The organism is Sutcliffiella deserti, assembly GCF_020037475.1.
Lineage (GTDB): Bacteria > Bacillota > Bacilli > Bacillales > Bacillaceae_I > Sutcliffiella_A > Sutcliffiella_A deserti.
Genome location: NZ_JAIQDB010000006.1, coordinates 22,171 through 48,488, shown reverse-complemented (window position 1 = coordinate 48,488; position 26,318 = coordinate 22,171). Strand labels below are relative to the sequence as shown.

At 38.0% G+C, this 26,318-nt stretch carries 25 protein-coding genes and 1 pseudogene; 6 read left to right on the top strand and 20 right to left on the bottom strand.

What is annotated here, in order from left to right; genetic code table 11:
- Positions 1–24: 24 nt before the first annotated feature.
- Positions 25–1,638: a M20/M25/M40 family metallo-hydrolase gene (locus K9B36_RS11785; RefSeq protein ID WP_223702281.1), complete on the bottom strand. Its 1,614-nt coding sequence runs from the start codon at positions 1,636–1,638 to the stop codon at positions 25–27.
- Between the two features lie 142 nt (positions 1,639–1,780).
- Here K9B36_RS11785 and namA point away from each other — a divergent pair, with 142 nt between their 5' ends.
- Positions 1,781–2,797, top strand: coding sequence for an NADPH dehydrogenase NamA (gene namA / locus K9B36_RS11780; RefSeq protein WP_223702280.1), 1,017 nt, complete (start codon positions 1,781–1,783; stop codon positions 2,795–2,797).
- A gap of 75 nt (positions 2,798–2,872) precedes the next feature.
- On the opposite strand, the gene rnz is transcribed toward namA, so the two are convergent.
- Positions 2,873–3,793 (bottom strand): ribonuclease Z, encoded by a 921-nt coding sequence (gene rnz / locus K9B36_RS11775; RefSeq protein WP_223702279.1) that lies wholly within the window; start codon positions 3,791–3,793, stop codon positions 2,873–2,875.
- Between the two features lie 117 nt (positions 3,794–3,910).
- On the opposite strand from rnz, the gene K9B36_RS11770 reads away from it, so the two are divergent.
- The gene (locus K9B36_RS11770; RefSeq protein ID WP_223702278.1) at positions 3,911–4,750 is read left to right on the top strand and encodes an HAD family hydrolase; all 840 of its coding nucleotides are present in this window, start codon (positions 3,911–3,913) and stop codon (positions 4,748–4,750) included.
- 226 nt (positions 4,751–4,976) lie between these two features.
- Positions 4,977–5,183, top strand: a complete 207-nt coding sequence (locus K9B36_RS11765) for a hypothetical protein (protein ID WP_223702277.1) — start codon at positions 4,977–4,979, stop codon at positions 5,181–5,183.
- Positions 5,184–5,440: 257 nt separating this feature from the next.
- Here the strand turns inward: K9B36_RS11765 and yunB are convergent, their stop codons facing one another.
- From yunB to mce, 7 genes are all read right to left on the bottom strand, one after another.
- Entirely contained in the window at positions 5,441–6,238 is a 798-nt protein-coding gene (gene yunB, locus K9B36_RS11760; protein WP_223702276.1) for a sporulation protein YunB, read from the bottom strand.
- Positions 6,239–6,355: 117 nt separating this feature from the next.
- Positions 6,356–7,609, bottom strand: coding sequence for a DNA polymerase IV (locus K9B36_RS11755; RefSeq protein ID WP_399201808.1), 1,254 nt, complete (start codon positions 7,607–7,609; stop codon positions 6,356–6,358).
- 107 nt (positions 7,610–7,716) lie between these two features.
- Positions 7,717–8,193 carry a chemotaxis protein CheW gene (locus K9B36_RS11750; RefSeq protein WP_223702273.1) on the bottom strand — a complete coding sequence of 159 codons (477 nt, stop codon included), beginning with the start codon at positions 8,191–8,193 and terminating at the stop codon, positions 7,717–7,719.
- A gap of 292 nt (positions 8,194–8,485) precedes the next feature.
- Positions 8,486–9,604 carry a tripeptidase T gene (locus tag K9B36_RS11745; protein WP_223702271.1) on the bottom strand — a complete coding sequence of 373 codons (1,119 nt, stop codon included), beginning with the start codon at positions 9,602–9,604 and terminating at the stop codon, positions 8,486–8,488.
- Between the two features lie 38 nt (positions 9,605–9,642).
- A complete protein-coding gene (locus tag K9B36_RS11740; RefSeq protein ID WP_223702269.1) occupies positions 9,643–10,167 on the bottom strand; it encodes a GNAT family N-acetyltransferase in 525 nt (174 codons plus the stop codon).
- 57 nt (positions 10,168–10,224) lie between these two features.
- Positions 10,225–11,772, bottom strand: a complete 1,548-nt coding sequence (locus K9B36_RS11735) for an acyl-CoA carboxylase subunit beta (RefSeq protein WP_399201856.1) — start codon at positions 11,770–11,772, stop codon at positions 10,225–10,227.
- Entirely contained in the window at positions 11,768–12,187 is a 420-nt protein-coding gene (gene mce / locus K9B36_RS11730) for a methylmalonyl-CoA epimerase (protein WP_223702265.1), read from the bottom strand. The genes K9B36_RS11735 and mce overlap by 5 nt, the downstream gene beginning before the upstream one ends.
- 157 nt (positions 12,188–12,344) lie before the next feature.
- On the opposite strand from mce, the gene prli42 reads away from it, so the two are divergent.
- Positions 12,345–12,437 (top strand): stressosome-associated protein Prli42, encoded by a 93-nt coding sequence (gene prli42, locus K9B36_RS11725; protein ID WP_223702263.1) that lies wholly within the window; start codon positions 12,345–12,347, stop codon positions 12,435–12,437.
- Between the two features lie 40 nt (positions 12,438–12,477).
- Here the strand turns inward: prli42 and K9B36_RS11720 are convergent, their stop codons facing one another.
- The 5 genes from K9B36_RS11720 to pepF form a co-directional block, all read right to left on the bottom strand.
- On the bottom strand, positions 12,478–13,020 hold the full coding sequence (locus tag K9B36_RS11720; RefSeq protein WP_223702261.1) for a hypothetical protein: 543 nt from the start codon (positions 13,018–13,020) through the stop codon (positions 12,478–12,480).
- Positions 13,017–13,880 (bottom strand): hypothetical protein, encoded by an 864-nt coding sequence (locus K9B36_RS11715; protein ID WP_223702259.1) that lies wholly within the window; start codon positions 13,878–13,880, stop codon positions 13,017–13,019. Before K9B36_RS11715 ends, K9B36_RS11720 begins: the two co-directional genes overlap by 4 nt.
- Before the next feature lie 354 nt (positions 13,881–14,234).
- Entirely contained in the window at positions 14,235–14,744 is a 510-nt protein-coding gene (locus tag K9B36_RS11710; protein WP_223702258.1) for a L,D-transpeptidase, read from the bottom strand.
- 53 nt (positions 14,745–14,797) lie between these two features.
- Complete coding sequence (locus K9B36_RS11705; protein WP_223702257.1) at positions 14,798–15,763, bottom strand: aromatic acid exporter family protein; 966 nt, start codon at positions 15,761–15,763, stop codon at positions 14,798–14,800.
- A gap of 221 nt (positions 15,764–15,984) precedes the next feature.
- A complete protein-coding gene (gene pepF / locus K9B36_RS11700) occupies positions 15,985–17,856 on the bottom strand; it encodes an oligoendopeptidase F (protein ID WP_223702256.1) in 1,872 nt (623 codons plus the stop codon).
- A 187-nt stretch (positions 17,857–18,043) separates the two neighbouring features.
- On the opposite strand from pepF, the gene K9B36_RS11695 reads away from it, so the two are divergent.
- On the top strand, positions 18,044–20,014 hold the full coding sequence (locus K9B36_RS11695; RefSeq protein ID WP_223702255.1) for an LTA synthase family protein: 1,971 nt from the start codon (positions 18,044–18,046) through the stop codon (positions 20,012–20,014).
- Positions 20,015–20,061: 47 nt separating this feature from the next.
- Here K9B36_RS11695 and K9B36_RS11690 read toward each other — a convergent pair.
- The 6 genes and pseudogenes from K9B36_RS11690 to K9B36_RS11665 all read right to left on the bottom strand — a co-directional run.
- Positions 20,062–20,637 (bottom strand): annotated as a pseudogene (locus K9B36_RS11690) (peptide-methionine (S)-S-oxide reductase MsrA); the annotation flags it as partial.
- 193 nt (positions 20,638–20,830) lie between these two features.
- Complete coding sequence (locus tag K9B36_RS11685) at positions 20,831–21,643, bottom strand: STAS domain-containing protein (RefSeq protein WP_223702253.1); 813 nt, start codon at positions 21,641–21,643, stop codon at positions 20,831–20,833.
- Positions 21,644–21,963: 320 nt separating this feature from the next.
- Positions 21,964–22,686 carry an amino acid ABC transporter ATP-binding protein gene (locus K9B36_RS11680; protein ID WP_223702252.1) on the bottom strand — a complete coding sequence of 241 codons (723 nt, stop codon included), beginning with the start codon at positions 22,684–22,686 and terminating at the stop codon, positions 21,964–21,966.
- The gene (locus K9B36_RS11675; RefSeq protein WP_317889874.1) at positions 22,679–23,347 is read right to left on the bottom strand and encodes an amino acid ABC transporter permease; all 669 of its coding nucleotides are present in this window, start codon (positions 23,345–23,347) and stop codon (positions 22,679–22,681) included. The genes K9B36_RS11680 and K9B36_RS11675 overlap by 8 nt, the downstream gene beginning before the upstream one ends.
- Positions 23,348–23,430: 83 nt before the next feature.
- Complete coding sequence (locus K9B36_RS11670; protein WP_263399350.1) at positions 23,431–24,201, bottom strand: transporter substrate-binding domain-containing protein; 771 nt, start codon at positions 24,199–24,201, stop codon at positions 23,431–23,433.
- 845 nt (positions 24,202–25,046) lie between these two features.
- Complete coding sequence (locus K9B36_RS11665; RefSeq protein ID WP_223702248.1) at positions 25,047–25,199, bottom strand: hypothetical protein; 153 nt, start codon at positions 25,197–25,199, stop codon at positions 25,047–25,049.
- 114 nt (positions 25,200–25,313) lie between these two features.
- Between K9B36_RS11665 and guaC the strand changes: the two genes are divergently transcribed.
- Positions 25,314–26,297, top strand: a complete 984-nt coding sequence (gene guaC, locus K9B36_RS11660; protein ID WP_223702247.1) for a GMP reductase — start codon at positions 25,314–25,316, stop codon at positions 26,295–26,297.
- Positions 26,298–26,318: the final 21 nt, after the last annotated feature.

The window sequence follows — 26,318 nt, the reverse complement described above, 5'->3', positions numbered from 1 at the left end:
TGCAACAAGAGCAAGCTTAGCAGATTATTTCTCATAGAGCATTTTTATAAAATCCCCGATTATGGAAGGAAACACGCCAAAAGAAAAGGATACATTCAATCGTTCCGTCCATTGATGCGGGTCTTTTCCTACGGGCCCAAGATTAAAAACAGGCATCTGGATCGACTCCATTTCAGCGAACGGCAGGCTGTATGTCGTCCCATACACCGGTATGTTGTCCTTCAACCGTTCCTTCGCAGTAAAATCCCCTTTTCCGATAAAACTTAAATCACATAATCCTGAAAAGTAGCGTTGTTCAACAAATTCAATTTTTTCGTCCTGCTTCCATTTTCGGATAAAATCCTTTGCCACGTCCATCAGCTTATGATCTTCCTCCGTCACGGCGGCAGGGTAATAAGGAGGAGCAAAAAACAGAATAATCATAGGACCTTCTTCTTTACATAAAGATGCTACCTCTTCTACTACTTTGATGGATTGTTGTCTTTCATCTAAATGGGAGTTAGCGGCTATAACAGAGAAAATTCTCATGTCTACTTCCTGATCACCGTGCTTTTCCTTTGCTTTTTGTAAAAGTTGTTCATAGGAAAAAACGGATACGTGAATAGGCATCTCTTTAAATGAAGTAAACTGCTGATACTGTTTCACTTTTTCTCGACTGAACTCTTCCACCTTATTTGCTGCTTCTTTCGCAATACCTAAAAGAGCGGATTCCCATTGTTGCAGGTTTTTTTCCATAAACAACAGGTTATATAAAGTCACAGCGGTATGAGGAATTTGAACAGAGTACTCTTCTTTCAAGTCTTTTTGTAGCAGATTTGTCGGCACAGGCGTAACCTCGGTTCCCACTTGTTCACATAAATCTGTATTCCACTCCATCAACTTATTAATTTCTGAAACCATCAGATTAGCATTCAAACCAGCAAGCGGTTCCCCTACATGTGTTTCTTTTCCATAGCAGAAAAATCCAGGCAGAAGCTTCCCAATAGAGCCGGAGTATAAATAAAGATTATCATCCCCCGGATGCTGCTGAAACATCGGTTCAGAATTTACACACGCTTTGTAACTGATTTCATGTTTATCAGCCATTTGCCTTAAAGCTGGTAACGCTTGCAACATTCCTTGAGAATTTACTTCTTCATCCGGGACTGCTAATAAAAGTAAGTTCACATCCCATGCTTCATCAATAGCTCTCTCCAGCAAAGACATTTGCAAGGCAAGTCCTGCTTTCATATCCATTACGCCTCTTCCAAAAAGCCAATCACCTGATAATAGATGTTCTTTTGCCTCACTTGGAAGTGCATCCACACAATTTTCCAGTTCTCTTGTTAATTCAAAAGGCTGAAATGCCAAATCTTTTAAGACACCATAGTCCTCTACCCCTACTACGTCAAAATGGCTCAACAAGACTATCGTTTCTTTTTTAGTCGATTGTTTTAATAAGGCTGTCACATAAGACCGTCCATCTTCCATACGGTGAAGTTCCAGATTGCTAGGGTTGTTTTGGAAATAATCCAGATGGTTCAACTTGTAATAAATAAAAGAAGCAAGCCTTTTTTCCTCTCCAGAAAGTGTAACACTTCCATGATGGACAAGAGATACCATTAGATCGGTTAGCTGCTCTTTCGTTTGCCAGCGCATCTTTTATCCTCCTTTGTCGAAATAGTACTGTTTTGCTCCTATCATACTACTATTTTCTGAAAATGAACACCTATCCTTTGGATGCGGAAAAATCTTTTGTTATAATAATTTAGGTACTCGAAATATACTGGAGGAATGCCCAATGAAAAATGCTCTTTTTTCACCCTATACAGTGAAAGGTGTCACGTTAAAGAACCGAATTGTGATGTCTCCTATGTGTATGTATTCAAGTCATAATGAAGATGGAAAAGTTGAAGATTGGCATATAACTCACTATGTATCCCGTGCAGTAGGTCAAGTAGGCTTAATCATGGTGGAAGCTACTGCTGTCTTGCCACAAGGACGTATCTCCCCGCAAGACCTTGGAATCTGGAGTGATGAGCATATAGCTGGCTTTCAGGAACTGAACAGACAAATCAAAGCATATGGCTCCAAAACAGCTATTCAAATTGCCCATGCAGGACGGAAAGCGATGGTAGATGGAGATATTTATGCACCAAGTCCCCTGGCATTTAATGAAAAAATGAAGACTCCGATAGAGATGTCTCAAGAAGACATTAAAGAAACAATTGAAGCATTTGCATCTGGAGCAAGACGTGCGAAAGAAGCTGGCTTTGATATCATCGAGCTTCATGGCGCACATGGCTATTTAATTAATGAATTTTTATCCCCGTTAACCAATAAACGGCAAGATCAATATGGTGGAAGCACAGAAAACCGCTATCAGTTCTTACGTGAAATTATTGAGGCTGTGCATAACGTTTGGGATGGACCATTATTTGTGAGAGTTTCAGCAAACGACTATCATACCGAAGGCTTAACTGCTGAAGACTATGTAACATATGCAAGCTGGATGAAGGAACAAGGGGTAGACTTGATTGATGTTAGCTCCGGTGCTGTTGTACCAGCACAGATTGAAGCATATCCAGGCTATCAGGTAGGATTCGCGGAGAAGATTAAACACGGCGCAGGAATCGACACAGGTGCTGTTGGTCTTATTACAACAGGAATACAAGCAGAAGAGATTTTGCGTAACAACCGTGCAGATTTAATATTTTTAGCAAGGGAATTACTGCGTGATCCGTACTTTCCAAGAACAGCAGCGAAGGAATTAGGAGTCGAAATTGAACCGCCGAAGCAGTATGATCGAAGCTGGTAAGGCTAGTAAAGATTGGGATTGACCATTGTGGTCAGTCCCTTTTTTGTGGCTCAGAACACCCAACCCGTTACCTAATTACTTTATCTCAAACTGAGCAAAATCAGCTGCAACACTCGTTTTTCCAAAGACCTCCCTTGCCTCTTTTTCTAGCATTGCGATATCTTCCTTCTGATACCTTGCGCTTATATGTGTAAGCAAAAGTTGTTTGACGTCTGCCTTAAGCGCAACGTTCGCCGCCTGCACTGTCGTGGAATGAAAATATTCATGTGCGAGAAGCTCATCTTTTGCGGAAAATGTTGCCTCATGCACAAGCACATCTGCCTTATTTGCTAACTCCACAGATACATGGTTATACCGGGTATCTCCAAGAATCGTAATGATCTTCCCTTTTTTGGGAGGACCGATAAAATCGATACCGTGAAAAGTTCGGCCATCGGCAAGCTCCACGGTTTTGCCTTCTTTTAACTGCTGATAATGAGAGCCTGCCGGGATCCCTTGGGCTTTAATCTGATCTATGAGTAAAGCACCAGGTAAATCTTTTTGCTCTATCCGAAATCCATAGGAGAGTATACCGTGGACAAGTTTCTTTCCCACTATTCTATAATTCGCATCTTCGAGAAAAAAACCATCCTCTTCAAACTCTTCTATATGTAATGGATATTTGACGTGAGTCATACTAATCTTTAAGGAGATTTCAATATATTCTCTAATCCCTTTAGGTCCATAAACAGTAAGTGGTGTTTCTCCTCCTTGGAAAGATCGGCTGCTTAACACTCCCGGCAGCCCAAACAAATGGTCTCCATGCAGATGTGTAATAAATATCTTAGAAACCTTCCTTGGCTTTAATGATGTATGTAATATTTGGTGCTGTGTTGCTTCCCCGCAGTCAAACAACCAGATCGAACTTTCTTTATCATCAAGATGCAAAGCCATAGAGGAAACATTGCGGTGCTTGGCCGGAATACCGGAGCCTGTACCTAAAAAGGTTATTTTCATTTTCACCCTCTCCTTCCATTTTTCATTATACTCAATTTTAAGTAAAAGCATAAGGGTAGGGATGAAGAGGATTGTTATAGTACAATGGAATTTAGAAACAATAAAGGAGCGAGCTAAATGAAAAACATTACAACTATTGTATTTGATTTAGATGGAACATTATATGAAGATACACATCACTTTCGTTACTATGCAGACCTTCTCAGAAATAAACTTCCACTTGACGTACAGGAGCGCTTTGAAGATGACTATGCCGACGTAAGCAAGGGCAAGCACTCTCTAAAAATCGGTAGAGTCTACGATGCTAAAAAAGACCTCATTCTCTCCCATCACCATGGTGAGGTGACCCAAGGCTGGAAATGGGATGGGGAAATCGTGCCTTCTCATGAAATAAACGAATTATATCCGGCACCATTGCAATTTGATTTACAGGAAATGCTCAGCATTGGAGACCTTTGGTGGGTTCCCGTTTCGATTGCAAAGCACTATGGACTCTCAAGCTCCGATGCCTATGAAGCTTTTTTGCAGACGAGGGAACATATGATGACGGATGACTTTGAGCTTCGGCCATTAAAAGAATTCACAGATATACTCGAAGAACTTCATAAAAGCTATACACTTGTCCTTATGACAAACAGTCCACAGACCGATAGCGATATAATCTTAAAAAAACTAGGTTTCACTTCTTATTTTCATGATAAGATCTTCGAAGCAAACAAGCCGATACATACGGAAGCGAAGTTAACCTGCATCTCCGAAAAATGGAACATACCTTTTAGCGAGATGCTAAGTGTTGGAGACAACTATATAAATGAGATCTTACCTGCTTCCATATTAGGCTGCACCACCATTTGTATTGACCCTTACAATACTCAGGAAAATAGTGTGGCGGACTATACCGTACAAAATCTAAGCGAACTAGTGGTTCAGCTAGAAAGCCTCTTAATAAGAAAATAGGAATTAAAGCACTTAAGGCAATTGGTTTTCACCATTGTATTGAGTGTTTTTTTGTTGCCTAAAAAATCTAGTAAACAAAGTATAAATTTTTCTTACCAGCACGGAAGAGCAATAGTATAAAAAGCGTATAATTTTATTTTTTAAAAAAAGGGTTGAAATAAGAACAAATGTTCCTTATAATAAAAATAGAACAAACGTTCTAATAATTTAAGAGGTGATATATCCCATGAAAACAATTCAAAATTCTTTCTACTTGTTCCTTAAACTTATAGCTGTTGCAGGCTTTGGAATTCTTTTCTACTTTGTAATTTCAGATAAGACAAGCAATGCTCCAATGTTAATGTTGAGCCTGCTCACTTCTGTCGCTCTAATCGCTATCCCAGGAATGAAGAATGTTTTAAATAGTTCTGAGGAATCTCATCATGGTTCTTAACAAGCAAGAACCTCTAACATATGCTATTTCACTTGAAATTGCCAAAAGGCTAGTAGACCAAAATGTAACAAATGATTTGGACGTCATTTGCTCTGTAGTAAACATATGTAAAGAAGATGTTGTGTCCTATTTAAAGAAAGCCAAACCTAATTGTTCCTAGTAACTACTTTCAGATAGGAGAACCATGTGTCCTCTTATCGCAGCAAAAGGTCAAAAAAATACCTGCGCAAAAGATATGGCAGGTAAATTCTTTATATTTAATTGTTTGTTTCTTCTTCCTCTTCTGTTGGAATGAATACCGGTGATAGTCCACCACTTCCTGACCCGTTTCCACCACCATGATAATACGTTGGGACCTTTCCAGTAACAAACAGGTCACCAATTTTAACCGCATTGGTTATTTCAATTGGCTCATCTATTAATGGAATAATAACGTTCATCTTCACATTCACTGTAACGTATATTTCCAAATACGTATTATTGATGCCAGTTTCCATTATTTTTGTTTCTACATCTGAAATAACATCCCCTAAGATTTCAAAGCGAACGGGAATTTTAGGTCCTAGATTTGAAAATAGTGTGGCCCCTGTAGCCATTCCCAGTGGAACCTCATAAACAATACCTCGTTGTTTTTTCGACTCTTCATAATTGATGTTGATATCATTCTTAAATGATTCCAGCTGATCGAGGTTACCTTCTTCAACAAAATCAAGGTATCTTTGGACTCTCATTGTAGCCTCTGAGATTACTCTATTATAGATTTGAGGATTATTACTAAAAGTTAATTGTCCATCAGAATATTCGTGGACTATTATTAATTGATTCATATCAATGCCTTCCGTAATTTTCTTAGAAATAGCATCATTTATTGCCTGGGAAGCTATCTGTCTAGCCTTCGTTTCCGCTATCCCTTTTAAACTTGGTTCTAATTCCCTATTAATAATAACCAAGCTGAATACTGTAAATATGTTAAAGAAGATAAAAGATATTAAAAACACATATTTTAAAGGTAAAGGTCCTCGTTTCAAGAGTGAAGTCCGTCGCATTCTTTTCATCGTTTTGAATCCCCCTTCTCCTTATATATATAGCTGGTTGGGACAAATTAGTAGACATTTTCAAACTAAAAACACAAAAAAATGGCCCTTTAAACTTTTATAGTTTAAGGACCTACTCTATTCCAAAAAATCCTTTTGAAAACTTGTTGTAAGCTTCGCAGTGGACTCTGAATTTACAGTATTTTTATTTTTTATTCCTTTTCTTATAATTCCTTTACCAAATTTATCTTCTAAGTCTTGTAAAGTTTTTTGGAGAGGTTCTTGTTTGGCATCTTCATGAAAAGTGAAAAGGTCAAGCTGTTTTACTGAATGGTCCTTCTCGATAAGGTCTTGGGCAGTTATCCCTAAAAGGCGGAGAGGCTCTCCATTCCAATGTTTTTTAAGTAAAAATACAGCTGCCTCTTTAATTTGTTCTACTGACTCAATGGGATTTTTCAGTTTCCTGCTTCTTGTAATCGTATGATGAATGCCATACCGGATGACTAATTGGATATTGTGACTTAGTACTGATTTTCTTTTCATCCGAGCACTAACTGAAACGGCTAATTTCTCTAACACTTTTTCGATTTGAAATTCATCGTCCGTATCCTTCGGTAATGTGGTAGAATTGCCTATACTCTTAAATTCAAAAACCGAATCAGGATCTACTGGTCGGTTATCCTCCCCGTTTGCTCTTTTCTTCAAGCGTTCGCCATTTATTCCAAGGACATGTTTAAGTTGATAGTCATTCCCTTTGGCCAGCTCTCCAATCGTGGTTATGTTTATAGCCTTGAGCTTTTCCGCAGTTTTGGAGCCTACCCCATGCATCTCCCCGACATCCATCGGCCATAGATTTCTAAAAAGCTCTCTTTTTCTAAGTACTGTTATTCCCATTGGCTTTTTCATATCAGACGCCATTTTTGCAAGAAACTTATTGGGGGCAACCCCTATGCTGCAAGGTAATAATAGTTCTTTATAGAGGCGTTTTTGAATCTCTTCCGCAATCTTCAAAGGCGGCAAAGAGAGATGACATTCTGTAACGTCCATATATCCCTCATCAATTGACACTGGTTCTACTAAGTCGGTATAGTTTCTCAAAATCTCAAACATCGCCTGTGAGCTTTTACGATACCGTTCAAAATTCGGCTTTCTTACAATCAAATCTGGGCATTTTTGTCTTGCCTCCCAGAGCGGCATCGTTGTCTTCACTCCAACTGCTCTAGCTTCATAGCTGCACGTTACAACTATACCTTTTCTCTCCTCCACATTTCCGGCAATCGCAAGCGGCTTTCCGCGAAGTGTGGGATCGTATGCCATCTCAACTGATGCATAGAAACTGTTCATATCTACATGAAAGATAATTCGACCGCTTTTTTTTTCTTGAAAATTCATAATATCCATCCTATTTTTTCGTTAATACTATTATATGAAAAGTTTGTCCATAAACAAAGAAAGAGACCTTCAACTATTTTCGAAAGTCTCCTGTCTATATAGTGTTTCTATTCTTTAACTGCCAATTGATTTTCTACTTCCTCTTTAATCTCATCCAGTTCCGCCAGACTTTTTACCAATTTGCCAGGATCAATAATCGCAATTAGCCTTTTTTCCAGGTTTACCATCCCACTAATATAGGAGGATTTCGCAGTTGCTATAATACTAAGCGGCTGAATGTTTTCCAGTTTGACATCAAGAATTTCCTTCGCATCTTCCACTAAGAAGCCAACTAATAGATCTGTTGTTTGCACTACTATTAATCTAGTTTTATCGCTCTTCTGAATATCAGATGAAAATAGTAACTGATTTGTATCCAGAACTGGAATTAATTCATTTCTAACTTTCATAAGGCCATTAATATATACAGGCATTTCTGGAATTGGAGTAATGTCTTGTAACTTTTCAATGGAAATCACTTGCTCTACTGGTATCCCATACTCTTCTTCATTAACCTGGAAAATTACTAGTTTGTTCGATTCCATGACTTATAATCCCCTATCCATTCTTTTCTATTATTAAGGCTCTTTTCGTACAGATTGTTGCTACAAGCCCGTAAAAAATCGGTATTTGAATTTTCTACTGTCCTATTCAATCAAAATTAAGAGAGATTTTTTAATTTATCAGCAAAAGAGCACGACAGCAACGATTGTAACGATTGTAACGATTGTAACGGGTTGTACCCGCTTACGTAAAAGCAACAATCAATTCGATCACTGCCATTATTATAAAGGAAGGATGACAAAAAAGCTTGGCATTCTCACCAAGCTTCCTTTTTTACTTTGCTACTTCCTTCATTATGCTTACAACCAGCTCGGTTGTTTTAACGAGTTCCTCAATTGGCATTCTTTCGTTTGTTGTATGGATTTCTTCATACCCAACAGCTAAGTTGACAGTTGGCACTCCAAAGCCTGCAATCACGTTCGCATCACTTCCACCGCCACTTGTTTTCAATTCAGGTGTTCGACCGATTGAAGAAACTGCACGCTTTGCAACCTCTACTACATGGTCACCGTCAGCAAATTTGAAGCCTGGGTACATTACGTCAATTTGAACTTCTGCTCGACCACCCATGTCAGCAGCACAAGTTTCAAATGCTTCCTTCATTTTTGCAACTTGTGCTTCCATTTTTTCAGGAACTAAAGAGCGTGCCTCCGCCAATATATCCACGCGATCACAAACGATATTTGTTGGGCCTCCGCCTTCAAAACGACCTATGTTCGCTGTCGTTTCTTCATCAATACGGCCAAGTGGCATTTTCGCAATCGATTTTGCTGCAATCGTAATTGCTGAAACTCCCTTTTCCGGCGCAACTCCAGCATGGGCTGTTTTACCAAGAATTGTTGCTTTTACTTTCGCTTGAGTTGGAGCTGCTACGATAATATTTCCTACTGTACCGTCACTATCCAACGCGAAACCGTATTTTGCAGTAACCATTGCTGGGTCAAGTGCTTTTGCCCCCACTAGGCCAGATTCTTCACCTGCTGTAATGATAAATTCGATTGTTCCATGCTCAATGTTGTTTTCCTTTAACACTTTGACTGCTTCTAACATTGCTGCTAGTCCAGCCTTATCATCTGCTCCAAGGATTGTCGTTCCATCTGTTACAATGTATCCGTCCTGTATGGAGGGCTTAATTCCTTTTCCGGGAACAACCGTATCCATGTGCGACGTGAAGTAGATGGTATCTACACCTTCTTTTGTTCCTTCCAATGTACAGATAAGATTACCTGCACCGTGGCCAGTTTGACCCATTGTGTCATCTTCCACTACCTTGACTCCTAGTGCAGTGAACTTCTCTTTTAAAACTTTGCAGATTTCTGCTTCAAACTTTGTTTCTGAATCCACCTGAACTAATTCTAAAAACTCTTCAATCAGTCTATCTTTGTTTATCATATGTATGTACCTCCTACTGCATTTTGATTCCTATTCTATTATAACCTATTTGAAAGATTTTTTCCTTTTGAGGCATCTTCCTCATTTAAAGTGAATGTATCAAACTCCTGAACGGAGCGTCTATATTCATCATAATGCTCTTTATAGCAGTTATTAGTGAATTCCTGAATTGTTTTTCTCCAAAACGCCTGGGCAGGGTAGTTATTTTGAATTTGAACCACCTTCCATTTTCCTTCAAACATTGAAAATAATTTTTGGGCGGCTATTCTTCCAAGTCCTCTGCCGTGGTATTTACGGATGACAAAAAACTCTTCAATACTATGAGGACTTTCAGCTGTACCTTCTTCAATTAAAGCAAAGCCTGCCAATTCTTCTTCAATTTTAATGAAAAAAGCATGATACTGAGGTTCCTCCCAGTACTTTTTCAAGTCAAATGGTTTGTAGGTTCCATTGTTCTCTAGCGTTATTTCTTCTAAAAATCTGGTAAACTCGTAAATATAAAATTGAATCAAGTGCTGAAGACTCTCTTCTTCTTCCTGTTTTACCTTTACTAAATGAACCATCACGCTTCTTCCTTTCTCTTAAAAGAAGATAGCAGCCAGCCCTGCTATCTTCATCAATTACAACGGGATATTACCATGCTTTTTAAACGGTCTGGATTCTTTCTTATTACGCAGCATTTCGAGAGATTGAATTAGTTTAATTCTTGTTTCTCTAGGGTCAATCACATCATCAACCATTCCCTGGCTTGCTGCAACATAAGGATTAGCAAACTTTTCGCGGTATTCTTCGATTTTTTGCGCTCTTGTTTCTTCCGGGTTTTCACTTTCATTAATTTCACGAGCAAAGATTATATTTGCTGCTCCTTGTGGACCCATTACAGCTATTTCAGCATTAGGCCATGCAAATACAAGGTCGGCACCGATCGATTTGCTGTTCAGTGCTACATACGCACCGCCGTATGCTTTTCGTAGTATGACGGTAAGCTTAGGAACGGTTGCTTCTGAATAAGCATACAAGATTTTAGCTCCATGGCGAATAATTCCTCCATGTTCTTGTTTTATGCCTGGAAAGAAACCTGTTACATCTTCAAAGGTGATAATCGGAATATTGAACGAATCACAAAAGCGAATAAACCTTGCCGCCTTGTCCGAAGAATCAATATCGAGACCCCCAGCCATCACTTTGGGCTGATTACATACAAGCCCTACCACTTCGCCTTTTAGTCTTGCAAGACCAACAACAATATTCTTGGCGAAATCTTTGTGAACTTCCATGAAAGATCCTTCATCCACTACTTGATTGATGACAACTCTCACATCATATGGGCGGATTGCATCAAAAGGAATGGCATCGGTTAGATTTGGGCGATAATCATTTCCTTCTTCACATGAGATTCTATCTGCTTTTTCTTCGTTATTTTGTGGAAGATAGCTAAGCAATTTCCTTACCTGTGCCAGTACTTCCTCTTCAGATGAATGAGAAAAATGTGCGTTTCCGCTAATGGAGTTATGTACCTTTGCTCCCCCTAGTCCTTCTGAACTGATTTTCTCCCCCGTAACTGTTTCAATTACCTTTGGTCCGGTAATAAACATTTGACTTGTTTTCTCCACCATAAACACAAAATCGGTAATAGCGGGAGAATAAACTGCCCCGCCTGCACATGGTCCCATAATGACAGAAATTTGAGGAATCACGCCAGAGTAAATGGAGTTCCGATAAAAAATATGGCCATAGCCGTCCAAGGAAAGGACGCCCTCTTGAATACGTGCACCGCCGGAATCATTCAAGCCGACAATCGGAGCCCCATTCTTCGCAGCCATGTCCATGACGTTTGCAATCTTTTTCGCATGCATTTCCCCTAAAGCTCCGCCAAACACGGTGAAATCCTGTGAAAATAGGTAAATAGGTTTTCCGTTTACCTTCCCGTAACCCGTTACCACGCCATCTCCAGGACCCTTTTTTCCTTGCAGACCAAAATCGTTGCATCGGTGTTCAATAAAAGGATTGAGCTCAACAAAGGATCCTTCATCGACAAGAAGTTCAATACGTTCCCTTGCTGTTAGCTTTCCTTTTTCATGCTGCTTATCAATTCGGTCGTCGCCCCCGCCAAGTTCCACTTCGCGGCGCTTGTCGTATAGTTCATTAATTTTATCGTAAATATCAATTGTCATTGTTCGTCGCCGCCTTTTCACAAAATTCCATCAGCATACCGTTACTTGCTCTTGGATGCATAAAAGCAATATTGGCGCCGCCTGCTCCGATTCGCGAAGTAGAATCGATCATTGGAATTCCTTTGTCTATCATTTCCTGAATACGTTCTTCAATATTCTCCACACTTAAAGCAACGTGGTGAATGCCTTCCCCTCTTTTTTCAATAAATTTTGCTATAGGACTTTCCGGTGAGGTCGCCTCAAGCAATTCAAACTTACAATTTCCTGCATCAATAAAAGCAACTCGGACACGCTGACTTGCCACATGCTCAACAGATTCAAAGCTAAGACCTAATGTTTCTGTATAAAATGGAAGCGCTGTCTCAATTGATTTGACCGCAATCCCGATATGATTCACATTTTTAATCATGTTCATCCCCCTTGTTGTCTGTCCTATCTATGACTCTATATTATTTCGACTAATTCTGCAAAAATCCTTCCTTTATTATCTAGAGATTCAACTTGAGAAAGGACAAGATTCCATGTACAATAGGAGAAGCACATAGAATGAGGAGTGACTAAACTCAATGAACCGCAAAATGCAAAAAGTAATCGTCTATCTTATGATTGGCGTTATGCTAATAACTACCCTACTTGCTGGAGCATCCATGTTTTTCTAATATACGATAAACCGAGCCGCTTTTTTACGGCTCGGTTTTTCTATTCAACTAATAATCTACTAAACTCCCTGATTAAGAAGATGATGATAATCTCCATAATGAAGATAAGAACACTGATTAAGACAAGAAAGGTTAAGCTAATCAATTCATCCATATTTATAACAAAGGACATTCCAACTAGATAAATAATGGTAATGATTGTGTACTGATTTATTCTCTTTTTTGCTTTTCCTACAATGGTCTCTAATCCTTTTTGCTCAGCCAGTTTGATTAGTGCTTTCAAGATCTCATAAATAAGAACGATATGAAAAAGGACGATTATGGCATGATAAATAGTGGATGCAAAGTACATTGGTGTCATCTGAATTCCTTCTAAAAGATTGCCATTCAGATTAATAATAGATGGAAAGGACAGTAGAGCCAGCCAGACCGCCCATTTTTTTGCCTTTTCAAAACCTAATTCTGATGCCCCATAAGCAATCATCGCATATCCAATTACGTCTGGAAGAAGATTAATAAATCCAAAATTGATGTTAAATAAAGCGAATACTAAACCCCATATTATTTTATTTATCCCTTTCATTCCCCATCATCCTTTGTAGTATCTATTATTTCCCGCAATTCCTTCTTTGAAATATAGGGACGATAATGAAGATGTATTCGATCACTGAACGGTTCCCCATTCACTGTTTCACCTATGTATCTGGGGATTATTTCATAAAAATGGTGGCGGTTGAGGTCATCTTCCCCAAATTGAAATTGATAGTGAAGCTCAAGCTCTTCTCCTTTTTTAAACTCTTTTGGAAGAAATGAGTTTAGTTGTAATGTTTCCTTGTCTATAGTTACCTCTTCCTTATTCAAGCTTAATTTAATACCTTTAGATAGCTTATCTAAAAAAGAGAATTGGAGGTCATTTACGATGAGATCTTCTTTGGCGACAATTGAATCAAAGCCTTCATTCGAATTAGAACTGCCGGCAAAGTGTCCCTCAAATGCAGATCGTCCTCTATCTCTATAAAGAATGATTTCTCCAATAGAATAGTTTCTAACCTCTCCATTAGAAAAATATGCTCTAATTTCATTTATAACGATATCTTCTTTGATCTCCTTGAGCGTTTCCTCATCGCTCATCTGAAAGTTAAGTGTTTTTATTTTATGGTGACTAAAGGATTGCTCTACCTCATTTTCAAAAGGTTTGGTAATAACATATTGTAGTTCTTGTGATTCTAATTGTGGAAATTCCACAAAAGTTATGTCGGATTTCTCATTTTTATTTGTTATATAAAATAGCTCAAAATGATAATGCGGACTCATTGGCAATTCATAATAATGTTTAAGAATAATTGGTTCTGCCAACTGTTGACTATAAAAGTAGATGAGATTCCCTATCCAGCTTATACATAAAAAAAGAATCCCTATACGAAGAATTTTGATGACTTTCATGACCTTGCCCCCAATCATATTCTATATAAAGCCCTCGATATTTCCTTTATTCCTCTTTCTGTTACTTCTTTTGTAAATAGCACAAAATAAATTCCTATTCCATAAAGAAGAATTGTTTCCATCCTGCTATATCCAAGACTCCTTTTCTGTTTTTCTACTACTTTCGTGGTATATATTACCTATTATATTGCATTTGAATTTAAATGGAAAAAGGAATTTTAGATATTTCCAATGTGGGCACACTATATTGCTTTAAGTAACTTGGCGGGATAAGTCGTAACATACAAAAGGTTTAACTAATCTTTATAATATTCCAAACAACAAAAAAAGCGTGATAGTACCCACGCTTTAGGTTTATTCCCTATAAACACCTTTCTCCTTCCCCAACACCTCAAAAGACTTATCGCTATTAACTATCAACACCTTTGTCCCGATAGGAACTTGATCAAACAGTGCTTCCACTTTTTCGTTTAACATGCGGATGCAGCCTTGGGTAACGTAGCTACCGATGGATTCGGGATAGTTCGTTCCGTGAACTCCGTAGGTACGACCGTCTGTGTCTTCTGCATCAAATCCAATCCACCGTGTACCTAGAGGGTTTTTCGGATCACCCCCGCGAATGTCTTTTTTACGATAGTATGGGTTCTTTGCTTTCACAATGATGTTAAATTCGCCTTCCGGTGTCAATTCAATAGATTTTCCAGTTGCGACAGGGTGAACCTCTTTTAACTGTTCTTCATGAAAATACGCTAATTCATTAGACTTTTTGTTAACAATGATATAAGGATCTCCTGGCAACGGATTTGGTCCCAGCGGCCAAATAGGAGAAGTCACTAGTGCAAAAATGAGAGCAAAAATAAACACCTTTCATCCACCTACCTTTTATGAGTAGTGTGGTTGAAAGATGCCTTTTTCATTCATGCGGCAGATTTTAATCCGGCAAACTCACTTTTAAGGATCAAATATTGCTCAAATTCTTTCAGGAGATGTCGCAGAGACGCTCTGGATTCGAATTCCTCCCTTGTTTCTGGTAATGGCATTTCCTGAAACAATTCGTTCATTTCACGCAAACGCTGTAAAAATCGGTAAGCAGTATTCCCTGCATGAATCGAATCAGCCAAGTCATCGATGAATAAAGCGATCATTTCCGTCTGCTCCACATGCTGTTCAATGGAGGAAACAATTGGCAGCATTCTCTCCATCACATCTAACTGCTTTTCTCTCATTTTAAAATAAAAATAATAATGATTTTCTTCGCGCTTAAAGTGATTTTCGACATCGCGAAAGGAGAGACTTTTTGCTTCACGTAGCACTTGGGCAGCTTGAGGAATTTCCTTGCCATCCCAGCCATTGTCACCGTGTCTTAAATAGAAGGCAAGTTCAGTGAAGACCTTTGTGAATTTTTCTTCGATTTCTTCCTGAAACCGTTTTAGCTCGCTCTCTACACTTGGCATATAAATATTCATAATTAGCGCTACACCTATTCCGATTGATACGATGCTCAGTTCATTAGCAACAAGACTAAGAGAGTATTCTTCCACAGAATACACATGGAGCAGTATAACAGAGCTCGTAGCTATTCCTTCGGTGATTTTCAGCATCACTGTTACAGGAATAAAAAAGAGTAATAAAAGTCCGATTGCAACTGGGTGATAGCCGATCACTTCAAAGAATACGTAGGCAAATACCAGGCTTAATGCACAAGCCAAAAACCTGGCTGAAGCTACCTGCAACGATTTTCTTTTCGTGTTTTGTATACAGAGTATCGCAATTATACCTGCTGAGGCATAAAAATCTAATCCTAGCAGTTGGGCAATACTGATTGCAATCCCTGTGCCAAGTGCTGTTTTGGCTGTTCGATAGCCGATTTTGAATTTTCCCATTATGATGCTCTCCCGACTTTCTTTTGTTCCTTACTTAATCTATTCCTTAATTTTATACATAACGGAAAGGAAAATACAGCAAGGAGGGACAGTATGATCGAATTTTATCTTTTTCTACTAAAATAATCTCCAGTGTTTTCAGAATTTGGTGCTATACTATTTCTACGTTTTTCAAATCAAAAAACAGGGCAATGGCAATTATCTACCATGCCCTTTTCTCGTTATTCTTCATTTAAGAGCTCTTCGAATTGTTCAATCAACTTTTCATAACGCACCATTGTTTCTTCAAGGGGTGCTTTTTTGCTCATATCCACACCGGCCCGCTTTAGAATTTCAAGTGGTGGTCGGCTACCTCCTGAAGAGAATAGTTCATTTAGAACCCGTTCTTGAGTATCTTCCTCATCGTCCTCTAGTTGTTGCGCTAAGGCAGCAGAAGCTGCAAAACTGGTTGCATACTGATAGGTATAGAAGCTGGAATGGAAAAAGTGTGGCACCCTCGCCCACTCCATCGCAATCCCCTTGTCCACCTCAATTCCATTTCCGTAATACTTTTTATTCAAGTCATAATAGACATTCTTCAAGGCATCTGCATGAAGTACCTGTTCATTCTGTGCCATTTCGTGAATAATTTTCTCAAATTCCGCAAACTGGGTCTGGCGAAATAATGTTACCCGGAAATCCTCTAGATATTGATAGAGAGCATGCAATTTTTCCTCCCTTGTCTTTGCTTCCCTCATCAACTGTTTATGCAGCAGATGTTCTTGTAAGGTCGAAGAAACCTCTGCCGTGAAGGTTACATATCTTGCATCGTGGTACGGCTGTGCTTGATTTGATAAATGAGAATGCATGGCATGACCCATCTCATGTGCCAATGTTAAAACATCACTTGGCAATCCTTGATAGTTGAGTAAGACAAACGGATGTGCATCATAAGAACCAATCTGGTATGCACCCGTTGCCTTTCCTCTTGTACTGTACACATCAACCCAATTTTCTTCTAAGCCTTTAGACAATGTCTTTAGATAAGCCTCCCCTAAAGGAGTTAGCCCTTTTACCACAATATTCTTTGCCTTTTCATAGGAGATTTCTTTTTCTGCTGTAAAGGGTGAAGGAGCTGATAGATCATACATATGTAATGAATCCAGCTCAATATATTCTTTTTTCAATTGTAAATACTTATGAAGCAGCGGTAAATACTCGCTCACCGTGTCAATTAGCTGTGTATAAACCTTTGGATCGACCTCACTTCCAACGACATGTGCTTCTAAAGCATTCGAATAATTACGTGTGGAAGCAAAAAAGTTATTCGCCTTCACGATGTTGGCAAGCATGGAAGCAAACGTATCCTGGTAATTTTCTAAAGTACGGTAATACGTTTCAAAAGCAGCCTTTCTCAATTCCCGGTCTGAGCTGGACATATAAACACTATAAAGTGGAGCACTCAACGAATATTCCTTATCCTTGACCGTAAATGATGGCAGAACGAGGTCCTTTGACATCATAGTAAACAACTCACTTGGTGCATTCACAATCGGCATCGTTTTGATTAAAAGCTGTTCTATTTCATTTGGTAAAGCATGATCTTTTTCCTTGTAGGTTTGTTGTAAAAAGTAGTGGTAAGGTTTCAGATTTTCACTCTTCAGTAACCGATTCCACTTTTTCTTATCCACTGCTTGCAGCTCATTGGACAACCAAGCCGTTCGTTCCACCACATACATCATCATTGTTTGGGCTTCATCTGACAGCTCTTGAGATTTTGTATTACTGATATCCACATCCTGATTCAACCTTGCGTATACATAGATATTTTCAACAGCTCGATAGAGTTCAAAATAATCTTCCAAAAGTGATTTTATCTGTTCGTCATTTTCAATCGGCTTCTTTTTTTCAAAAAACCTATCTGCCATTTTCTTTGTTTTATTCACATCTTTTTTCCACTGTTGTTGGGATGAATACAAGCCTTCAAGCTTCCATTTATAGGCTGCCGGAATCTCTTCTCTAGTTGAGTAAGTTTGTCTTTCTGCATATGCGCCTGTTGGCAAAAATAATAACAGGGAAACGATGATGAGAATTGATTTGCTAATATATTTCATAAAGATCCTCCACTTTACTCAGATAACCATTATTATTTGTTTTCCAGGTTTTTCTATGCAAACTTTCAGAAAAAGAATACCTATTCAATAAATAGTGTTATATGTCTATGATGAAAGATGTATAATTTAAATAGTTAGAAAATTATAAAAACAGTATGGTTATTTTTTTAGTTTGGAGGTTAAAAGAATGAAAGATAAAAGAAAACTATATTTACTTTGCTATTATATTTTTTCGTTATTCTTTTTGGAGTTGTTTTTCAGAATAGCCACGGATGCCCATAATATTACAACAGGATTTGGCCTGTTTCTTTCCATCGTGTTTTCCTTACCGCTTGTGTTTATATTTTCGGTCCTAGGGAGTGTTTTCAAGGATGACATTAGTTTTATCATAAGTGGTATTATCTTGTTTTTATTAGGATTTCTATATTCTAGTCAATTGGTATACCATGATTTTTTTCGCACTTTTTATAGCTTTTATTCGGCAGGGAATGCTGTCCAAGTGCTCGATTTCTGGAAGGAGATTGTAGCAGCAGTATGGGCTAACCTGCTATGGATATTCCCATTCTTTCTTCCCTTTGTTTTCCTTCTGGTATACGGAAGAAAGGTATTCAGCTTTCGCAAAGCAAATTTCAGATTAATTTTATACATGTTACTAGGGGCAATCATGTTTCATTCTCTAAGTTTGCTTATTGTAGCAAATGGGGAACGAGAGCAAAATTCCGCCTATGACTTATATTTCAACAATAGCTCGCCTATTTTATCGGTAGAAAAGCTGGGTTTGCTTACTAGTATGAGAATTGATTTTAAGAGAGCACTAACCGGTTGGTCCCTGGTATTAGAAGAGCCTTTAGTAGTTTCGGTGCCTCGCGTTAAACAGAATTCTTCATCAGAGGACAGTTTGGAAGTTACTAAAGAGGAATACAATGTGATGGCTATTGATTTTGAAAAGCTGATAGACAAAGAGCAGAATGAGACCTTAGTAAGAATGCATCAATATTTTACGAAAATACCTCCTACTAAAAAGAATGAGTATACCGGGAAATTCAATGGATACAATTTGATTTTACTTACGGCAGAAGGTTTTTCTCCTTATGCAGTAAATGAAGAAATCACCCCTACTTTACATAAACTCGTCCATGAGGGTTATCAATTCTCAAACTTCTACGTTCCTTTATGGGATGTGAGCACATCTGATGGGGAATATGTTGCATTAAATGGACTTATTCCAAAATCGGGAATATGGAGTTTTTCGAAATCTGGTGAAAATCACGTGCCTTTTGTTTTAGGAAACCAATTAAAAAAACTTGGCTACAAAACAGTTGCTTATCATAATCATACGTATGACTACTATGACAGACACGTATCGCATCCAAATATGGGATATGTTTATAAGGGAATAGGAAATGGATTAAATATTAAAAAGACCTGGCCAGCTTCTGATCTAGAGATGATGGAACAATCAATAAAGGAGTATATATCAGAAGAATCATTTCATGCCTACTACATGACAATGAGCGGACACTTGGAATATAATTTCGCTGGAAATCAAATGGCAGCCAAAAATAAAGAATTTGTAAGCCACTTAAAGCTAACTGATCAAGCAAAAGCATACTTGGCAACTCAAATTGAATTGGACAAAGCAATGGCGTATCTTTTAGAAGAGTTAGAAAAAGCAGGTATCATGGAAAAGACCCTAATTGTACTCAGTGCCGACCATTATCCCTATGGACTTGATTTTGAAACGATTAACGAATTTGAAGGAAAAGACGTAGAACGGAATTTTGACTTGTATAAAAGTGATTTAATAATTTATGCCACAGGGATGGATAAAACAGTCATCGATAAGCCTGTCTCAAGCCTTGATATCCTACCTACTGTTTCCAATTTACTCGGCTTGGAATATGATTCCAGGTTGCTGATGGGTGTAGATGTTTTTTCAGATGCCGAATCACTCGTTCTGTTTAGGAATAAAAGCTTCATTACAGAAAAAGGGAAATATAATGCTGAGACGAAGGAGTTTATAGGTAAGGATGGGATGAAAGTAGAAAAAGAATATCTTGATTCTATCATTGCTAAAGTTAACCAAAAATTCTACTACTCCAGTCAAATAGTAGAATATAATTATTATCAATTTTTGAGCAATCTAAATGAACAGTAAATTTAGAAAGATGAGGCTGCTTATAAAAGCTAGCCTCATCTTTTTATTTACCATCGAATCTTTCTGATTAGTTCTGATAATCTTTCTCTTTGAACCTTGTCTAATTCCCAATCTTTCATTTCAATTGTCAAACCAGAAAGTGAGCCATATCCTTTTACAAAACTATTTAGCCTTGCTGCCAAAGTTGAATCATTGAATGTATCATGGGTGGTAAAGTATGAATATAACTGTTCCATCGCATGATGGTAACGCTTAAGATAGTATTTCTGGTGCCGATCTTCGGCTATTGTAAATACTTTGAAAGGAACGATTTCCGTTTCAATCATTTTGTTAGAAGTATATTCTAAGGTTTTCTTCACATCCAATAGTGCCTGCTTTTGTTCTTCGTTACGGTACAAGAAAATAGACAGGTATTGGCGACCTTTATAGGTACCCCTATTAGGGTTATGCGAGTCCCAGAAATGCCGAACAATTTTTTCAAAGCTAATAATTGTTTGGTCAAAATCGATTTCCAGACATTCGGTATGGTCCTCCATTTGTTTATATGTTGGGGATATGCTCGTTCCACCAGCATATCCTACTCTTGTCCTAATCACTCCAGGTAACCACCCGAACCGGGCGTCTGTTCCCCAGAATCAACCCATGCCAAACGTTGCGGTTGCCACTTGCAATGGTTGTACTCTTTCCATTACTTTCCCTCCTAACTATAACTACGGATTTAAAGAAACAAGTATTACAAAAAATCCCATTTTAAAAACCAAATCACTTAGTAATTTGGTTTTTAATAAAATCTAAATTTGTACAATACAGTCGTCCTTATATACTTTCTAATGCCGTCTTAACGTTGACAAAAGACTTAACGCTAGAAAGATTAACGCCTGCTTGTACTGCTGCCCTCGCTGTTTCGGGATGCATCCCTGTAGTAATTATTTTTATCCCCATTAACCGTAGCATATTTCCGATTTCATGGAGATGTAAGGCATTTTCTCGATCAATCGTATTAATGCCTGAAAAATCAGCAATCACCCAGTTAACATCTTGCATGGCGATTTTAGGAATAACATGCTCCTTAATATAGGTTGCCCTGCTATGATCAATTTCACCGATAAAAGGAAGAATAACAACACCACTTTTAACCGGTACAATCGGCGCTGACAATATGGCCAATTCTTTGTTGGTTTTTTCTTTAAATTCTTCAGAAAGACGTTCAAATCCAAGAACAGTTGCATTTAAACTGGAATCCAACATTGCATTAATTCTTTTGAGGATAAATGCATGGTCCTTTATGGATAATCCAAATTCTATGCTGATTCTTGTCATAATATCTATAAAAACTATTCTAGTAGGACCGTAACGAAGAACGATATCAGATATCTTACCTGTTGGAGAAACTTGTCTTAATGCGTTTTTTTTGCTCCATTCAATTAGAAAATCCGGAATGTTTTCTTCCTCATTTACAATTTCATCTCCCAGATATTTCAAAAATTCAACATACATCGCGACAGCCTGATCTTTTTCTTCCCTAGGAATATGTAGATTCATACGCTGCAATACATTATCTACTACTTCTAACGCCAAAGCTTCCGCATTTTGAATTAAGTGGTCAGATAGTTTTAACATCAGAGTCATTTGGTAGTTACCACCTTTTCTTTTTCTGTTTTCATCGTAACAAACATAGCTCAATATTTCCAGCACGTCTTTAATTAGAATAGCTCCAAAATAGCGTCCTAATTATACATTTCTCTTGTTGTAATTTCCAATATGGAACCTGGTTTTTATCCACAAAAAAAGGTATCCACTATTACTTTTATGATACTTACGCTACCACTAATTTCACGAAAGGGTCACTGTAGTGGGGATTATGTGAAAAGCGAAGAATAACCTTCTGAATGTACAAAAAAGCAATGCAGTCATTTTTACATCGACAGCACTGCTATGTATCATTAATTCTAAAACATCTTCTCTAAGAATAGCTTTGCACGTTCTGATTTCGGAGACGTAAAAAATTCTTCAGGTGGGGCATCTTCTACCAATTTACCGTCATCCAAGAATAATACCCGGTCCGCCACTTCACGGGCAAAGCCCATTTCATGTGTAACAATCGCCATTGTCATTCCTGTATGTGCTAAGGCTTTCATTACCTCTAGCACCTCTTTCACCATTTCCGGATCAAGGGCTGAGGTCGGTTCATCAAATAGCATAACTCCCGGGTCCATAGCAAGTGCTCGAGCGATGGCCACTCGCTGCTTCTGTCCACCTGAAAGACGATTTGGATATTCTTTCGCCTTTTCTAATAGACCGACTTTTTCAAGAAGGTCCATTGCTTTCGTTTCTGCATCTTTTTTATTCATCCCTTTTACTGATACGGGAGCATAGGTTAAATTCTCCATAACCGTTTTATGTGGAAAAAGATAAAAATGCTGAAATACCATTCCTAAGTTCTGTCTCACTTTGTTGATGTTCGTCTTCTTATTTGTCACATCTTCCCCCTTGATCCAAATATGTCCGGATGAAGGTTCTTCGAGAAGATTCATGCAACGAAGGAGAGTGGATTTCCCTGATCCGGATGGACCAATGATAGCCACAACTTCACCTTCTTTTATTTGAGTAGAGATATCTTTTAATACCTCTAGTTTACCAAACGATTTGTGCAAATTCTCAATTTTAATCACTGCGTCTCATTCTCCTTTCAAGCAATTTGCCAAGGAGTGTAAGAATCATTACCAGTATATAATAGACAAGCCCTGCAAATATAAAGGCCTCTAAATAAGCGTACGTATTAGAACCAACCATATAGGATCTTCTCATCACGTCCATAACACCGATAACTGTTACAATGGCAGATTCTTTTGTTAGAGTAATATATTCATTCATTAGTGCTGGTAAAATATTTTTTAGTGCCTGCGGAAGAATAATATCCTTCATCATTTGACGATAAGGAACACCCAATGCCATTGCTGCTTCCCTCTGTCCTTTATCCACAGCAAGGATACCAGCTCGAATTACTTCAGAGATATAAGCCCCGGAGTTTAATCCGAATGCTAAAACTGCAGCTGTTACAGGCTCAAAATTTATCCCGATCATCTGGGGAAGACCAAAATAAATGATCATTAATTGAAGTACAAGTGGTGTACCACGAAAGATAGATGTATAAATATCAGCCAATATAGTTAATACTTTTATTCTTCCTATCTTACATAGTGCTAATAGGGTTCCAATCACAAACCCTAAAATACCTGCTAAAGAGACCACTTGCAAGGTCACTTTCAGCCCTTCAAGGATAAATGTGGTGGACCCGCTTATCGCGCTAAAATCCAAAAAATCAAAATTCAAGTGCTCCCATTCCTCTCCGCTCGAAAATACGTTAAAAAACAAAATCAAAAGGGCAAGTTTCTACCCTTCTGACTTTATACAAACTATTCTTCTTCGCCGCCAAACCACTTAACAATCAATGCGTCCAGTTCACCATTTTCTTTCATTTCGGCTAATACGCGGTTAAATTCTTCTGTTAACTCACTGTCTTTTGGTAAAGCAATAGCAGAACCTTCTTCACCTGAGTCAAGCGTAAATCCTGTTAATTCCTCATCGCTCTCAAGGTAACCCTTCATGACTGTATCTTCTATGATTGCTGCATCGATGCGTCCTGCTTTTAATTCCTGAATCAATTGTGGGATACGATCACGGTTTTCGATAGTAATATTAACTTCTTCGGCAATTGCCTCCGCCTGGTCTACTTGAATAGAGCCAAGTTGTACACCAACAGTTTTACCTTCTAATTCTTCAATACTTGAAATATTACTATCTTTCAGTGAAACAAGCATATGGTTTGCAGCATAATAAATATCTGTAAAGTCCACTTGCTCTAAACGTTCTTCCGTTGGAGTCATACCTGCTAGTATCAAATCGATGTTCCCTGCGTCCATCGCTGTTATCAAACTACCAAAATCGATATCTTGCACTTCAAGCTCATAGCCTAGTTCTTCAGTAATTGCTTTTGCAAGGTCAATATCAAAACCGATAATTTCTTCTCCTACCTCCGTATCAATATATTCAAATGGAGGATAGTCAGCAGATGTACCCATGCGAAGAACTTGTTTATCTTCTGTTTGGTCTCCACTTCCAGTACCTTCTTCATCATTACCATTTGTTCCACATGCTGCCAATAATCCCACTACTAAAATACTCATTAATAACAATAACCACTTTTTCACAATAATTTTCCCCCTCTTAATTTTCTGAAAATTAAAATTTAATAACATTATGAAACAAACTCGACTTTATTTCAAGTAATATCCCATATGTATGTTTATTCGAATAAATGTATTTTAACACAGGTACATAATTATGCAATATAATTTATAAAAATGAATAAAGTTCTATTGTTTTTACTATTCCGAAAAATTAAAATATATGAGGAAAGTACTTGTTTTTTTTTTTTACAAGGCGATATTAAGGTAGAAATATAGTTCGACAGCTACAACTTAAGTTCGTTGCAATTTCTGCGATTTTGGCACTCTATGCTTATTTTTTACTCTGTTAAACGCCGCTGTTGACTTCCGCTAAAGGCTACGCGTTCCACGGGGCGGTGCGAGATCCTCCTCGGCTGCGAGTGTGGGGCCTCGCAAGTATTCCGCTATCGCGCCCCGTTGGAGTCTCCGCCTTTTTCTCCAACCTTCGCTGGTGAAGCACTCTATTACCAACATTCATCTTTAACAGAGCAAATTATTTTAAAAATGAGCATATTTGTTCAATTTTGCACTTCTTAAGGTCAAAAAATCCTTCCCGAAGTTCATTTTAGCGCATATCATTCTATTTAGAGGGTTATTAGTGGTTTAATATTAAGCTGTGGGATAATTTATTTTATTAATCTGACAAATTTTCTGGTTTCATCTAACACTTTTTGATTTTCATCTAACAGCTTTCTTGTTTTATCTAACAACTTTGGGATTTCATCTAACAGTTTTGAAATTTCTTCTAACAACTCTCATGTTTCATCTAACAGTCTCTTGTTTCATCTATCAGCTTTAATATTTCATCTAACCACTTTCATGTTCCATCTAACAACTTCTAAATTTCCATCTAACAGCTTACAAATTCCACCTGAAATGTTCAACATCCTTTTTCTTCTAATAAAATCCATCGGCCCTTGTAGTACTAGAAATAAGGCCACTACTTTTTCTATCATCGTACCTTTTGCTTTATTTTGGATTGACAATATTGCGGAAATAATGTAAATTAGCCTACGGACGAACAATTTTAATTTAAATCTACGTAATTATTCGTATTTAGGGGTGTTACTATGGAAAATGTATTTGATTATGAAGATATTCAATTAATTCCGGCTAAATGTGTGGTGAACAGTCGATCTGAATGTGATACAACTGTAACTTTAGGTGGTCATACTTTTAAATTGCCTGTCGTACCTGCAAACATGCAGACTATTATAGATGAGAGTATAGCAATTTACTTGGCTGAAAATGGTTACTTCTACATTATGCATCGATTTGAACCAGAAAAGCGTCAACATTTTATAAAAGATATGAAAGAACGCGGATTAATCTCCTCTATAAGTGTTGGAGTAAAAGAGGATGAGTATGGATTCATCGAACAGTTAGCAGCGGAAGCGTTGATACCGAACTTCATTACGATAGATATTGCCCATGGTCACTCAAATGCTGTTATTGAGATGATTAAACATATAAAGAAGCATTTACCTGACTGCTTTATTATTGCTGGAAATGTGGGGACACCTGAAGCGGTTAGAGAATTAGAACATGCTGGTGCTGACGCTACTAAAGTGGGCATTGGACCGGGTAAAGTATGCATTACAAAAATTAAAACAGGCTTTGGTACTGGAGGCTGGCAACTTGCAGCGCTTCGTTGGTGCGCCAAGGCTGCAACAAAGCCTATTATTGCTGATGGAGGAATTCGTACCCATGGAGATGTTGCTAAATCTATCAGATTCGGAGCAACTATGGTTATGATTGGTTCTTTGTTTGCAGGGCATGAAGAATCACCTGGTGAAACATTTGAAAAAGATGGCAAGCTATTCAAAGAATACTTTGGATCCGCTTCAGAATTTCAAAAAGGTGAAAAGAAAAATGTAGAAGGTAAGAAAATGTATGTGGAGCATAAAGGGTCTTTAAAAGATACCTTGATAGAAATGGAACAAGACCTACAATCCTCCATTTCCTACGCAGGCGGAACAAAGCTTGAAGCAATTCGTACAGTGGATTATGTCGTTGTAAAAAATTCTATATTTAATGGTGACAAGGTTTATTAAATTTTAGAAGCTTACAAATAA